The 13,038-nt window shown below is 67.8% G+C and carries 12 protein-coding genes; 5 read left to right on the top strand and 7 right to left on the bottom strand.

Annotated features, from left to right (window positions below):
- The first annotated feature begins 41 nt into the window (after positions 1-41).
- The 4 genes from LGR64_RS28610 to LGR64_RS06160 all read left to right on the top strand — a co-directional run bounded on the left by LGR64_RS28610 (position 42) and on the right by LGR64_RS06160 (position 5,040).
- A complete protein-coding gene (locus LGR64_RS28610) occupies positions 42-686 on the top strand; it encodes an STN domain-containing protein (RefSeq protein ID WP_230355074.1) in 645 nt (214 codons plus the stop codon).
- Positions 583-2,508, top strand: a complete 1,926-nt coding sequence (locus tag LGR64_RS06170; protein ID WP_230356159.1) for a TonB-dependent receptor — start codon at positions 583-585, stop codon at positions 2,506-2,508. The genes LGR64_RS28610 and LGR64_RS06170 overlap by 104 nt, the downstream gene beginning before the upstream one ends.
- 279 nt (positions 2,509-2,787) lie before the next feature.
- Complete coding sequence (locus LGR64_RS06165; protein ID WP_230355073.1) at positions 2,788-4,302, top strand: hypothetical protein; 1,515 nt, start codon at positions 2,788-2,790, stop codon at positions 4,300-4,302.
- A gap of 117 nt (positions 4,303-4,419) precedes the next feature.
- Positions 4,420-5,040 carry a glutathione S-transferase family protein gene (locus tag LGR64_RS06160; RefSeq protein WP_034396003.1) on the top strand — a complete coding sequence of 207 codons (621 nt, stop codon included), beginning with the start codon at positions 4,420-4,422 and terminating at the stop codon, positions 5,038-5,040.
- A 36-nt stretch (positions 5,041-5,076) separates the two neighbouring features.
- Here LGR64_RS06160 and LGR64_RS06155 read toward each other — a convergent pair whose 3' ends face one another.
- Entirely contained in the window at positions 5,077-5,412 is a 336-nt protein-coding gene (locus tag LGR64_RS06155) for a type II toxin-antitoxin system YafQ family toxin (RefSeq protein ID WP_141834648.1), read from the bottom strand.
- Positions 5,412-5,708, bottom strand: coding sequence for a type II toxin-antitoxin system RelB/DinJ family antitoxin (locus tag LGR64_RS06150; RefSeq protein WP_141834645.1), 297 nt, complete (start codon positions 5,706-5,708; stop codon positions 5,412-5,414). The genes LGR64_RS06155 and LGR64_RS06150 overlap by 1 nt, the downstream gene beginning before the upstream one ends.
- A gap of 262 nt (positions 5,709-5,970) precedes the next feature.
- On the opposite strand from LGR64_RS06150, the gene LGR64_RS06145 reads away from it, so the two are divergent.
- Positions 5,971-6,225, top strand: coding sequence for a hypothetical protein (locus LGR64_RS06145; RefSeq protein WP_230355072.1), 255 nt, complete (start codon positions 5,971-5,973; stop codon positions 6,223-6,225).
- A 37-nt stretch (positions 6,226-6,262) separates the two neighbouring features.
- Here LGR64_RS06145 and LGR64_RS06140 read toward each other — a convergent pair whose 3' ends face one another.
- The 5 genes from LGR64_RS06140 to LGR64_RS06120 all read right to left on the bottom strand — a co-directional run bounded on the left by LGR64_RS06140 (position 6,263) and on the right by LGR64_RS06120 (position 12,992).
- On the bottom strand, positions 6,263-7,069 hold the full coding sequence (locus tag LGR64_RS06140) for a tetratricopeptide repeat protein (protein WP_230355071.1): 807 nt from the start codon (positions 7,067-7,069) through the stop codon (positions 6,263-6,265).
- A 32-nt stretch (positions 7,070-7,101) separates the two neighbouring features.
- Positions 7,102-7,710: a hypothetical protein gene (locus LGR64_RS06135; protein WP_230355070.1), complete on the bottom strand. Its 609-nt coding sequence runs from the start codon at positions 7,708-7,710 to the stop codon at positions 7,102-7,104.
- Between the two features lie 307 nt (positions 7,711-8,017).
- Positions 8,018-8,995: a DUF808 domain-containing protein gene (locus LGR64_RS06130; protein WP_198821188.1), complete on the bottom strand. Its 978-nt coding sequence runs from the start codon at positions 8,993-8,995 to the stop codon at positions 8,018-8,020.
- Positions 8,996-9,123: 128 nt separating this feature from the next.
- Entirely contained in the window at positions 9,124-10,356 is a 1,233-nt protein-coding gene (locus LGR64_RS06125; protein WP_141834636.1) for a VWA domain-containing protein, read from the bottom strand.
- Positions 10,353-12,992, bottom strand: a complete 2,640-nt coding sequence (locus LGR64_RS06120; RefSeq protein ID WP_230355069.1) for a DUF5682 family protein — start codon at positions 12,990-12,992, stop codon at positions 10,353-10,355. The genes LGR64_RS06125 and LGR64_RS06120 overlap by 4 nt, the downstream gene beginning before the upstream one ends.
- Positions 12,993-13,038: the final 46 nt, after the last annotated feature.

The following is a 13,038-nucleotide window of genomic DNA, read 5'->3' as shown; positions in this document are numbered from 1 at the left end:
GACATCGCTTTTTCCTTTGCCGCTTCTCAAGGACTGCCTCCATGCCCAGCCTGCCCAGCACCCGCCACGCTGCCCATCCGCCCTCCTGCACACGCCCCACGGCCCTGGCCACGCAGGCCTTGGCGCTGGGCCTGTTGATCACGCTGGGCCTGCCAGCGACCGCTCTGGCCCAGAGCCCGAGCTCCGCCCCGGATGCCAGGTCCATCCGGTTCGACCTGCCGGCCGGTGATCTGGAGACCAGCCTGCACAGCCTTGCGCGCCAGGCAGGCATCACCCTCTCGTTCGATCCAGCCCTGGTCCAGGGCCGACAGTCGGCGGCGCTGAGCGGTACGCGCGGCTTGCAAGAAGGGCTTGCCGCCCTGCTCGCCCCGCACCAGCTGCAGGCCACGCGCACGGCCGAAGGCGGCTGGGCCGTGCACCGTGCGCGGCCCGGGGCCGCGGCCGAGCATGCACTGCCCACCGTGAACGTGCTGGCCGATGCCGAGCATGAAAGCGCCTGGGGCGCCGTGCCCGGCTACGCGCCGCAGCGCCTCGGCCATGAAGATGGATGTGCCGCTGCTGGAGACGCCGCAGCAGGTCAGCATCATCGGCGAGGCCCAGATCCGCGACCAGGCCATCTCCAGCGTGGCCGAGGCCGTGCGCTACAGCGCGGGCGTGCGTCCCATGGACTACGGCGTCACCGATGACGACGTGGCCGTGCGCGGTTTCTATCTGACCGGCACGGGCCTGTACCGCGACGGCATGCGCATGGTCCACAACGGCTTCATGACCAACCTGGAGCCATATGGGCTGGAGCGGCTGGAAGTCGTGCACGGCCCGGCCTCGGTGCTGTACGGCCAGTCCGCGCCCGGTGGCCTGATCAATGCCGTCACCAAGCGCCCGCGCGCAGGCATGCAGCGCGAAGTGGGCGTGGAATTCGGCAGCCACGACCGGCGCCAGCTCACGGCCGACATCGGTGGCGCCATCAATGAACAGGGCACGGCACTGGCCCGACTGACCGTGCTCAAGCGCGAATCGGGCACGCAGTGGAATGGCCTGCGCGCCGATCGCAGCTACATCGCCCCCTCCTTCACGCTGCTGGGCGAGCGCACCAGCCTCACCCTGCTGGCGCAGTACCAGGAGGACGAAACCGGCTTCGTCATCCCCTACTACCGCCAGACGCCTGCGGGCTGGTCGGCCACGGACATCAACGTCAGCGGACCGGGATCTGGCCACCACAAGCGCAATGCCAGCGTGGGCTGGCTGCTGGAGCACCGCCTGAACGACCAGCTCACGCTGCGCAACAACCTGCGCTACCTGGACGGCCGCAACGACCGGCGCGAGATGCGCAACCGGGGCCTGACGGCCGACCAGCGCGGCATGGCACGCCTGGCCATGGTGCGGCCCGACGCCGAACAGACCTGGGTCATGGACACGCAGATCGAAGGCCGCCACCGGACGGGGGCCGTCTCGCACCAGTGGGCCGTGGGCTTCGACTACTACCGCTCCAGGCTCGACTGGCGCATCTACTCGCTCAACGGCGCCGTGGCGCCGCTGGACCTGGTCAACCCCATCCACATCGCGCCGAACTGGAATGACAACTACCTCAGCGACCGCGCGCTGGCCCGCACGCACCAGGCGGGTCTGTACGTGCAGGACCAGATCAAGTTCGGCGAGCGCTGGGTGCTCAGCGCCGGCCTGCGCCGCGACAGCGCACGCATAGACACCGACTACGACGCGCGCGCCGCAGCCAACGCGCCCTTCGCCATCACCACCGTGCGCCGCACCGACAGCGCCGTCACCGGGCGGCTGGGCCTGATCTACCTGGCGCCCAGCGGCCTGGCTCCCTATGTGTCCTTCAACAACTCCTTCCAGCCGCCGCTGACCACGGTCACGGCCACCGACGCCAACGGCAGGCCCTACGAGCCCGAGACTGCGCGCCAGTTCGAGGCCGGCCTGCGCTACGCGCCTCCATCGGCCGGCTACACGCTCAGCGCCGCCGTGTTCGACCTGCGCAAGCGCAATGTGCGCACGCCATCCACACTCAACCCTCGCTTCGACGTGCAGACCGGCGAAGTGCGCAACCGGGGGCTGGAGCTGCAGGCCCAGGGCGAGATCGGCGGAGGCTTCTCGGCCATTGCGGCCTATACCTACCTCGACTCCAGGGTCACGCGCAGCAACAACGCCATCGAGATCGGCGCGCGCCCCGGCGCCACGCCGCGCCATGCCGCATCGCTGTGGGGCAAGTACCAGCGCGGCGCCCTGGAGCTGGGCCTGGGCCTGCGCCACATCAGCGCCACGCCTGGCGAGCTGCCCATGGACGGCGTGAAGACCCCCATGAACGACGCCTACACGCTGTGGGACGCCATGGCCGCCTACACCACCGGCCCGTGGCGCTTCTCGGTCAACCTCAGCAACCTCACCGACAGGCAGTACCGCACGCAATGCAACACCTTCCGTGGCGGCGCGCAATTTTGCGCGCTGGGCTTCGGGCGTGAGGTGCGTGTGGCTGCGGCCTATCGGTTCTGAGTGCCGCCATTGCTGCCCGCCAGGGCGGGAGCAATGCAGGCCCCGCTCTTGGAACAACGCCTGGCGGACAGCAACAGACAGCCCACTCGGCATGCATCTGCAGCACGCTCGGTGCAGCTTCCATCCGGCACAGCGCATCGAGGACCTGCTCGTCTGGATCGGATGGCGTTGCGCCGCCGCAGCTGCATTGGTTCAGGCGCGCACGACGCCATCGACTTGACATTTCGCCCAGTCCACACCGCGCTCTGCTGGCGACAATCAGGTCTTTGAAAGGCGCGCATGCACTACGGCAAATCCCAGGCCATTGGAGACAAGAGCATCTTCATCATCGACACCGCCATGAGCGTGGTCGATGGCCGGCTCTACTACGAGTACTGCAACAAGGGGGACAGCACAACGTCCTTTCTGCGCGCCGTTGATGTGGCCACCGGCAACGTGCTCTGGGACCACCGCATGCGCGAGAGCGAGGGCATGTCGTGGTTCGTGGACGAGCGGCATCTGATGCTCTGCGACCAGGTGCTTGATGCCCGCACCGGCGAATGCCTGTTCGACTTCCATGCCGTGCCGGGCATGCAGGCCAGGCATTGGCCCGTTCCCGTGGAGCTGGACGCGCATCGCTGGCTCGTCGCGATGGAGGAGAGCAGTCCCGAGGGCCGCTATCTGCTGCTGGACCGTCGCAACTGGCAGGGCAGCACGCTGGCGCTGGGCCTGCAGGGTGCGTTTGTGCTGGAGGGGGCGGTCTACGGCTGGATCGTCCACCCTGAGCGCTCGGAGCTGCGGCGCTGGCATGAAACCGACGGGCACACCGAGCATGTGCTGTGGGTGGACAGTGCGCGCAACCTGTACTCGCCCGCCATTTCAGGCGCGTGGGCCGTGTTCGGCCCCGGCAGCAGAGACCACGTGGACATCGATGCACCCTGGCTTCGCATCCATCCTTGCAGCGGCGAAGTCCTGGCCATCACACCTCCCGTTCAACCTGACGATGAGCGCCGGCATGTGCATGCCCAGCGGGCAGCGCATCGTGACGGCGTGGTCTATTTCTGCTTTGCACGCCAGGGCATGTATGGCTATGACATTCGCAGCAACCGTTTCGGACCGTGCCTGTCGCCTACCCATGTCAGCGCGCCGCAATGCCATGCCGGCGTCCTCTATGGAATACAGGACAGGCACGAGGACGGCATGGAGCGGGCCTATCTTGTCGCCGTGGACCAGGACACCGGCACCCCGCTTTGGGAAACCCCGTGCAGCAGCCGCAACTACAGGCATCTGAGCGTGAGCGAATGCGGTGTCTTTCTGGGCATTGCGGGCGGCAAAATCCAGCACCTTCCGCCAGCGGGCCGCAGGCGCAGCACCCAAACGGCAGAGCCTGCCAAACGCGCCAAAAGCGCCAAGGCCGCCACCCAGCCGGTGCGCACCGTGCCACCCGAGTCTCCCTACGCAAAAATGCTGGACGACATGCCCACGCTGCTCGATGCCCTGCAGTCACGCGCCTGCGCGCAGAGCCCGGATAGCACCCTCACGGCCGTGGCCGTCTCCAGACCCTGGGCCATGGTGGCCTGCGTCGAATATGGCGAGGACCCCGACTTCCCCAATCTGCGCCTGCTGGATCTGCAGACCGATGCCTGGATCGCGCTCGACTGCAACGACCTGATCGACGCACCCATGATTGAAGGCATCACGTTCGTGGATGGCCAGGACGGGAAGCTGGACCTGCTACTGCATGACGGCGGCCGCCACACCATCCACATTGACCTGCCCGCACGCACCGTGCATTGGAATGCCGAGCAGGCATAAGCAAAGACGCAGATGCCGCTTGCACGCCCATGCAATACGCACTAATTTGGAGGGCCGGCCCGGCCATCGGCGCCGACGGCAGAATCTGCACGTATCCCATCCCTACCCGTCTCTTTCATGACCACCCTCAAGCTCTACTACGCGCCCGGCACCTGCGCCCTGGCCACCCGCATCGCCCTGATCGAAGCCAATGCGCCGCACGAAGTCATCAAGCTCGACTTCCCCAAGGGCGAGCAGCGCAGCCCCGAATACCTGGCCATCAATCCCAAGGGCCGCGTGCCCGCCCTGGTGACCGAGCGCGGTGTGCTCACCGAAACGCCGGCCCTGCTGGCCTACGTTGCGCGCCGCTTCCCCGAGGCCCGGCTCGCCCCGCTCGACGATGCGTATGCCTTTGCCCACATGCAGGATTTCCACAGCTACCTGTCCTCCACCGTGCACGTGGCCCACGCCCACGGGCGCCGCGCAGGCCGCTGGGCCGATGACGAAGCGGCCATTGCCTCCATGCAGCGCAAGGTGGCAGCCAACATGGCCGAATGCTTTGGCGTGATCGAGCGCCATTACCTGGGCGATGCCCCCTGGGTGCTGGGTTCGGACTATTCCGTGGCCGACGCCTATCTGTTCACCATTGCCGGCTGGCTGGAAGGCGACGGCGTGGACATCGCCGGCTTCCCCAAGGTGCAGGCGCATTTCAAGCGCATGGGAGAGCGCGCTGCCGTGCGCGGGGCACTGGGGAGCTGAGAGGCGGAGGCTGCCCGCGGCCTGCGATGGCCGCGCTCAGCCAAACAGATCGCTGTGGGTTCCAAGGCGCTTGAAGATGACGATCTCCATGTCCTTGGCTTCGGGATGCGGATCAATGCGATAGATCAGCAGGAAGTCCCCTCCCAGATGGATGTCCCGGTCGCCCGCGTCCCATTCATCGTCGGCGATCAAGGCGTGATCGCTCCACTGCGCCGCCAGCACCTGCTGTGCCGTGTGGGCAATGAGCAGGCCGCCGACCTGGTTCACCAGTGTCATGTCGTAGCGGCCCGATGCCGCCATGCGCTGGTAGTCCTTCTTGAAGGTCTTGGTGTACGCGATGGTGCGCAGCCTGTAGCCCTTCTTGCCGGCCATCAGGCTTCATCCTTTTCCATGGCCTGCAGCATGGCTTCAACAGAGGCATGTCCAGGTTCACCGCATCTGGCGATTTCTCTCGCCTCCAAAGTGGCCTGCCGGTTTGTCTCGCGACGCAGCCGCATCGCCTGCACCTGCTCCGCCGTCAGCCGCAGGTCAAAGGGAATCCCGTTGTGCAGCACAACGCCCTGCAGAAACATGCGCACGGCGGCGTTCACATCCATGCCCAGCGTAGAAAGTATGTCGGCAGCGCTGTCGTAGATCTTGTCATCCACGGTAGTACGGATGATGGTCATTTTTTGCTCCTTTGAGGTCACTTGCCGACACATTGTAGGCAATCTCAAATCAACTGTTGCTGCAATCTTCCACACACATTCACTAGCAAAAACAAAAAACCAGACAGACATTCGTAAATTTCCCTTGGCAGTCCACCAAGCCCCCGGCCTCTACCGCCGTCCCCAAGCCTTGCCTACAGTCGCCAGGACAGGCAGGGGCGTTGCACCAGGCGGCGCCTTTTCGCCATTCCAGAAACGACGGATTCAGACGACAGGGTGGAGCATGCAAAGACAAGCCAGGGTGATTGCCATCAACAACCAGACGGGGCTCATCGGCCTGCAGCCGGCGGGAGAGGACAGCTGCGTGCTGGCGCAGCAGCTCGATACCCGCCCCGTGAATACGGGCCAGATGCTGTCAGGGGAGATGGACAGCGTGGGCATGGAGACGTTTGTGAACGCGCAGACGCAGGACCGCATCGAGGTCTTCGTGGAGGCCTACGGGCTGTCTGCGGAAGCCGTGGAGCTCGCCCTGCGCTGAGCGGGCTGCAGGGCGGGTGAAGGTGCAGGTGCCAGCCTCAGGGCCGCGCCCACTGCGCCAGCGTGTGCCGTGCCAGGGCCTCGACATCCAGCGGAGACTGCGGGTCTACCGCAAGCTCTCCCAGCATCACCATGGCCTCGGGGATCTGGTTGCGTTCGCGCAGCACCATGGCCTTGTTCAGGAGCAGAAAGCCGCGGGTCTCGGCATCGGGGTCGGCCTTCAGGCCGCTGTCCAGCAGGGCCAGGCGCTTGTCCGGGTCATCCTCCAGATGGGCGGCCGTCTTCCAGGCGGGAGCGAAGCCAGGCGTCTCGCGGGTCATGGCCAAGGCCGCCTGGCGCGCCTTGTCGCGGTCGGTTTCCCATTCCAGGGCAAGGTAGCGCAGGTAGGTGCCTTGGGGGAGCTTGCCGTCACGCTCCATGCGCAGGCTGTGCACGGCCGTCTTGGCGGTGAAGAAGCCCCTGGGCGCCAGTGCATCCACGCGCCGGTAACGCCGATAGGCCGCATCAAAGTCCTTTTGCAGCAGGTAGGTGAATGCAGCGTCGTAGATGGGATAGGGCCAGCGGGGCGCCAGCTTCGAGGCAGTCTCGAAATGTGCCAGGGCGGCGCGGTAATCGCCGTTCTGCCCTGCAGCGCGGCCCAAGGCATGGGCATCGCGCGCGGCCTGGCTGACGGGTGTGGCGGAGGGCAGCTCCCAGCTGAAGCGGCCATCGGCCTTGTCCAGGTCGCTGCGCCTGAGCACGCGGCCGGCGCTGTCCTTGAACACGATGTCGTCGGCCGCCAGGGCAGGCGCCGGCGCCAGCAGTTGCAATGCCACAGCCGCGGCAGCAAGCAAGGAGAACTTCATGGTGTATCGGGCCTTGTTGGGAAGCCCCGATATTAGGGCGCAGCCCCTGTGGTGCTGACGGCAGGCAGGGATTCCACTGCGCAGGCAGCCGGGGCAGGCCGGCTCCTGGCCCGGCCGCGCTTGCGGGCAAGGTGATTCATTTGCCATTCCAGCGATTCGGTGTCGAAGTCGAAGGCGTCGAGCAAGGCAATGGCTTTTCGGGCCTCCCTGAAGTCGATATCCGTGATGGGCGGGCTATGCCTCAGCGACAGGTCATGCTTGAGCAGCCACTCCTGCAGATCGGCCAGGGCGATGATGGAGACGCCCTGGTTGATGAGCTGAGACGCGCTGACCTGCGCGAGCACGGCCGGCGTCAGCTGCCTGGACGAGCGCAGGCCCAGCACCTGCTTGAGCTTGGCCACCAGCGGCGTGCGCAGCTCGAACTGGGGCAGGCTCTCGAAGTGGGCCAGGGATTCGAGGTACAGCTGCGGCTCCGCGTGGATGGCGGCCAGGTCGTTGGGCAGATGCAGCAGCTCGCAGATGCGGTTGAGCGCCGTGCGCGCGCGCTCGGTGCTGAGTTTCTCGGCCCTGCCCGCTTGCGCGAGCGTGCAGCCGGCGATGACGGACCGCAGCACGCTGGCCTTGGTGAGGTTGGAAATCATGAAGTCCCCCTGATGAACACCCAGGGACCGGTGCGGATGCGAATTCAGCCGCCCGGTCCCGACAACGGCTCCGCTGCGGCAATGGGCCGTTCCCGGAGCCTCGGCGGCCGGCAGGCGCAAACGCATTGCGCCGCCGCCAAGGGACAGGAGGACGCCTGGCCTTGCGGAGTTCCAGGGGGAATGCATGTGCTTGCGCCCACAGTCAAATGCGATGCGCCGAAGCGAAAATTCCATGCAAACGGGGGCCGTCCGGCCCCCGTGGCGTGCCTTGCCGGCTGCAGGGCCGGCCGGCGATGTTTGCCGCGACTCAGCGGCGGCGCAGACGCTTGATGCCTTCGACAGCCGCCAGCACGATGGCACCGGCCACGATGCCGGCCACCGCGTTGAGCACATTGACGGCCAGCACGCGCCACAGGCCGCCCAGCGCGCCCTGGGCCACGGCCTCGCCCAGGCCTTCCACGGCGTGGTGCAGCGCAGGCACGCCATGCACGAGGATGCCGCCACCCACCAGGAACATGGCGGCCGTGCCCGCAACGGACAGCCCCTTCATCAGCCAGGGCGCGGCGGCGACGATGCCCCGCCCCAGCGCGCGGGCCGCGGCGCTGGCACGCTGGCCCAGCCACAGTCCCAGGTCATCGAGCTTGACGATGCCGGCCACCAGGCCATAGACGCCCACGGTCATGATGAGGGCAATGCCCGCCAGCACGGCCACCTGCTGCCCAAACGGGGCGGCGGCCACGGTGCCCAGCGTGATGGCGATGATCTCGGCCGAGAGGATGAAGTCGGTGCGCACGGCGCCCTTGATCTTGTCCTTTTCCATGGCGACGAGATCGACGCCCGCATCGGCATTGGCCTGGGTCAGGCGCTCGCGCTCCACGGCATCTTCCTCGGGCGAATGCAGGAATTTGTGGGCCAGCTTCTCGCAACCCTCAAAGCACAGAAAGGCGCCGCCGACCATGAGCAGCGGCGTGACAGCCCAGGGAATGAAGGCGCTGATGAGCAGCGCCGTCGGCACGAGGATGACCTTGTTGACCAGCGAGCCCTTGGCCACGGCCCAGACCACGGGAATCTCGCGCTCGGCGCGCACGCCCGTGACCTGCTGGGCGTTCAGGGCCAGGTCATCACCCAGCACGCCGGCCGTCTTCTGTGCAGCCACCTTGGTCATGACGGACACATCGTCGGCCATGGCCACGCTCTTGCGGGCCGCGACCTTGGTCATGAGGGCCACGTCGTCCAGGATCGCTGCAATATCGTCCAGCAGCATCAGCAAACCAGCACCAGCCATCGCATTACTCCAGTGAATTGTTCGGGGAACTTCTTTTTGCCTGGGCGCCATCATGGGGCCTGGGCATGCCCTGCCCATGTAGGAGATGCCCGGCGGCCAGCCCGGTCACGGGGCCGACCGGCCATCCGCTACTTGCTTGTCTTGAAGCCCTGCCCTGCCGCCCAGGCCGCCACGTCATCGCGGCGGATGGCGGCGGCCATAAGCTGCGGAAAGGCATCCGGCGTGCAGGCAAACGAGGGCACGCCCAGCGCGGCCAGCTTGGCGGCCAATTGTGCATCGTAGGCAGGCGCGCCTTCGTCGCTGAGCGCCAGCAGCGTGATGAACTGCACGCCCGACTCCACCAGTTCGGAGGCGCGGCGCAGCAGGCCGCTTTCCACGCCGCCTTCGTAGAGGTCGGAGATGAGCACGACGATGGCATTGCGCGGCTCGCTGATCAGGCCCTGGCAGTAGCCCACGGCACGGTTGATGTCGGTGCCGCCGCCCAGCTGCACGCCAAAGAGCACGTCCACGGGGTCGGAGAGCTTGTCGGTCAGGTCCACCACCGCCGTGTCGAAGACCACCAGACGGGTAGCGACGGCCGGCAGGCTGGCCATGACGGCACCGAAGATGCTGGAGTAGACGACGGAGTTGGCCATGGAGCCGCTCTGGTCTATGCACAGGATGACTTCGCGCTGCGGGCGGCGGACCTTGCGGCCGTAGCCGACCAGGGTCTCGGGCACGATGGTGCGGTAGTCGGGCTGCCAGTGGCGCAGGTTGGCGCGGATGGTGCGGTTCCAGTCGATCTCGGAGTGGCGCGGACGGCGGTTGCGCTGGCTGCGGTCCAGCGCGCCCGAGACGGCGCTGCGCATGGGCTCTTCCAGGCGGCGCATGAGGTCGTCCACCACCTTGCGCACGACGATGCGCGCGGTCTCCTTGGTGTTCTGCGGGATGACGGAGCCCAGGGAGATGAGGTCGGCCACCATGTGCACGTCGGGCTGCACATGCTCCAGCATTTCGGGCTGGAGCATGAGTTCGCGCAGGTTCAGGCGCTCCATGGCGTCGCGCTGCATGACCTGCACGACCTGGCTGGGAAAGTACTTGCGGATGTCGCCCAGCCAGCGCGCCACGCTGGGCGAGGAGTTGCCCCGCCCGCCGCGGCGCGAAAGGCCGCCGTCCTTGTTGTCCTCTTCGTAGAGCGCGGCCAGGGCCTTGTCCATCTCGTCGATGGAGCTGCCCTTGGGGCCCAGCCCGCCGCAGCTGGCCTCGGACGGCTGGCCCAGCACCAGGCGCCAGCGTTGCAGGCGGGTGGTGGGCTGCGGGGCGGTCTCCTGCGGGTCGGCGCCGGAAAGGGATGCATCGTTCACGGTGGCAGCGGTGTTCATGGCTGGGCCTCCTGCAGGCGGGTCAGCGGTTGCGCGGGCATGTTCAGGCCCAGCAGTTGATCGAGTACGGGAATGGCGAGAATGGCACGCGCCTCGTTCCAGGCACCGTCGTTCCCATCGCCTGCCGCACCTGCGGCACCCGCGGCACTTGCGGATGCAGCCGCCACGGCCGCACTGCCCTGGCCGCGCCGGGCCTTTTCGCCCAGGCTCTGGCGGTCATGGTTGGAGAAGGCCGAGAAGCTGCGGCGCACCAGGGGCAGGATCTGGGTGAACTGGGTCTCGCCCAGCTGCGCCAGCCAGGCATCGACGGCGCCCCAGATGGCGTCGTCGTGCAGCAGCACCAGGGCCTGGCGGTTGAGAAAACCGTCCAGCCAGGCGGCAGCGTCCAGCGGCGGCACGCCCAGCGAGAGATTGCGGCCCAGTTGCGTGGCCACGGCCTCGCTGTCCAGGCGGTGGGCATCGAGCAGCAGGCGGCAGGCCGCGCCGCGCAGCAAGGCGGCGCCCGCGTCGCCCATGGCAATGCTGCGCAGGGCGCCGAACCAGGCTTCGCGCGGCTCCTCGGCATCGCGCAGGCGCAGGGCCTCGTGGGCCTGCAGCACCGTGGCCTGCATGTGTCTTGCAGCGTCTTCATCCAGCGCCATGCAGGCCAGGGGCAGGCCGATGGCGGCGCGCAGCGCCATGCTGTCGATCACCGTGGCCAGGGCCTGGGTGTCGGTCTGGCGCACGCTGCCGTAGCGCAGCACATTGGCCAGCGGCGGCAGCGCCTGCATGAGCTGGGAAACATCGCCGGTGCTGGCCGAGCGGTCGGCCAGGTCGTGCATGAGGGCATCGACCAGGTGCGGCAGGTCGGCCAGCAGGGCGTCGTCGATGGTCTTGGCCAGCTCGGGCAGCGGGGTCTCGGGCGTCAGCGCCTGGCGCACCTTGGCGGCGGCGGCCTGCACCAGGGTGCCGCCGTAGCGGCTGGCCTCGATGATGCGCACGGCCAGCTCGGGCTCCCACTGCAGTTGCCAGCTTTCGCGGAAGGTGCCCCGGTTGCGCTGCTGGTCGGTGGTGACGCTGCCCCACTCTATGCCCAGCAGGCGCAGGCGGTGCAGGAAGTGGCTGCGTTCGCGGTCCGTGTCCTTGCGCAGGTCCAGGGCCAGGACCTTGGCGGCCGCCTCGGGCTTGAGGCGCAGGCTTTTTTGCTGCTGCTCGATGTCGCGCTGCAGCGGCACCTGGGGCACGTCGGCGGGCACGCCGCCGATGCGGTCGCCCACGCTGAGTTCGCGCTCGATCAGGCGCAGCGGCGTGCGCTCGCCCATGCTGATGACGGTGACGATGGCCTCGTCCAGCTCGGGCAGGCCGGGGCTGGCATGGCCGCGCAGGGCCGCCAGGCTTTCGGCCAGGCGCGTGGCCTCGATGATGTGGGCGCTGGAGCAGTCCAGGTCCTTGGAGCGCAGCAGATGGGCCACGCGCGCCAGCCAGCCGACGGTGCGCTGGGTGCTGGCGCGTGCCGGGTCGGCAGCAGGTGCGGACTGAGACAAGGACTCGGGCACAGGCTCGGAGCAGCGCCACAGATGTTCATACCAGCCCGGCGAATCCACGCCCGCGCCATAGCCGCTGGACGAGCACAGGTTGCGGTAGGTCCAGGGTGCCCAGGTGGCCTGGACTTTGGCCTTGGGCAGGCCCTTGAGCGTGGCGGCATCGGCCTTGGCGGTGACCTGGGCCTGCAGGGCCGGCACATGCCATGCGCCGCAGACCACGGCAATGCGCTGGTGGCCGGCTTTGACGGCCTCGCGCATGCACTGGCGCATCCAGGCTTCGCGCAGCGCCTCGCGCTGGGCGTGGCGTTCTCCGCGCACTTCGTTTGGCAGCTCGGCGCGCACCACGGTCATGGCTTCGGCAATGCCCTCGAACAGGGTGGCGCCGTCGCCGCGTTCCTCGACCATGCGGTTCCACCAGCTTTCGCCGTCGGGGTAGCCAGCGGCCTCGGCCAGCAGGTCCAGCGGATCGTGCCAGTCCTGCGGGGACGGTGCCGAGGGATCGACGGCAAGGTCGGCAGCCGGCACGGACTGCGTGGTGTCGTCGCGGTCCAGGGCCTCGGCGGCATTGCTCTGGAGCTGGCTGCCGTCTGCCGCAGCGGCGACCGAGTCGGAGTCGGAGTCGGAGTCGGAGTCGGAGTCGGAGTCGGAGTCGGAATCGGAGCCGGTGTCGGCATCTGCATCTGCATCTGCATCCTGGCCTCCATCGGCCGCATCCGCGCCTGCATCAGCTGCATCTGCTGCCGCCGCCTCGGCCCGGCGCCGCTCCTGCTCGGCCATGTCCAGCGCCATGCGGTGGGTCTGGGGCAGGTCGATGAAACGCGTGGCCACGCCCTGGCGCGCCGCCCATTGCAGGGCCTGCCATTCGGGCGAGAACTCGGCATAGGGATAGAAGGCGGCATGGGCCGGACTGTCCTGCACATAGACCAGCATGGCCACGGGCGGCTGCAGGTCGGCATGCTGCAGCATGGGCAGCAGGGACTCGCCCTCGGGCGGGCCCTCCACCAGCAGGCAGTCGGGCTGCAGCTGCACCAGGGCCTGCAGCAGGCTGCGCGCGCAGCCCGGGCCATGGTGGCGGATGCCGAAGAAATGAAGCGGATTGGCAGAGGTGGCCATACAGGGGATGCGCAGAGGGTGCGGTCGGTCAGCGGTGCGGGACTGG

This window comes from Delftia sp. Lp-1 (assembly GCF_020523835.1).
Classification (GTDB): domain Bacteria; phylum Pseudomonadota; class Gammaproteobacteria; order Burkholderiales; family Burkholderiaceae_C; genus Comamonas; species Comamonas acidovorans.
The sequence above is the reverse complement of the archived record's forward strand: the minus strand, read 5'-3'. Positions and strand labels throughout refer to the sequence as shown.

Excerpts from the sequence above, each read along its gene's own strand:
- LGR64_RS06130 (WP_198821188.1), bottom strand. The coding sequence starts at position 8,995 with ATGGCTGGTGCTGGTTTGCTGATGCTGCTGGACGATATTGCAGCGATC.
- LGR64_RS06125 (WP_141834636.1), bottom strand. The coding sequence starts at position 10,356 with ATGAACACCGCTGCCACCGTGAACGATGCATCCCTTTCCGGCGCCGAC.
- LGR64_RS06150 (WP_141834645.1), bottom strand. The coding sequence starts at position 5,708 with ATGACCATCATCCGTACTACCGTGGATGACAAGATCTACGACAGCGCT.
- LGR64_RS06145 (WP_230355072.1), top strand. The coding sequence starts at position 5,971 with ATGCAAAGACAAGCCAGGGTGATTGCCATCAACAACCAGACGGGGCTC.
- LGR64_RS06120 (WP_230355069.1), bottom strand. The coding sequence starts at position 12,992 with ATGGCCACCTCTGCCAATCCGCTTCATTTCTTCGGCATCCGCCACCAT.
- LGR64_RS06165 (WP_230355073.1), top strand. The coding sequence starts at position 2,788 with ATGCACTACGGCAAATCCCAGGCCATTGGAGACAAGAGCATCTTCATC.
- LGR64_RS06140 (WP_230355071.1), bottom strand. The coding sequence starts at position 7,069 with ATGAAGTTCTCCTTGCTTGCTGCCGCGGCTGTGGCATTGCAACTGCTG.
- LGR64_RS06155 (WP_141834648.1), bottom strand. The coding sequence starts at position 5,412 with ATGGCCGGCAAGAAGGGCTACAGGCTGCGCACCATCGCGTACACCAAG.
- LGR64_RS06135 (WP_230355070.1), bottom strand. The coding sequence starts at position 7,710 with ATGATTTCCAACCTCACCAAGGCCAGCGTGCTGCGGTCCGTCATCGCC.
- LGR64_RS28610 (WP_230355074.1), top strand. The coding sequence starts at position 42 with ATGCCCAGCCTGCCCAGCACCCGCCACGCTGCCCATCCGCCCTCCTGC.
- LGR64_RS06160 (WP_034396003.1), top strand. The coding sequence starts at position 4,420 with ATGACCACCCTCAAGCTCTACTACGCGCCCGGCACCTGCGCCCTGGCC.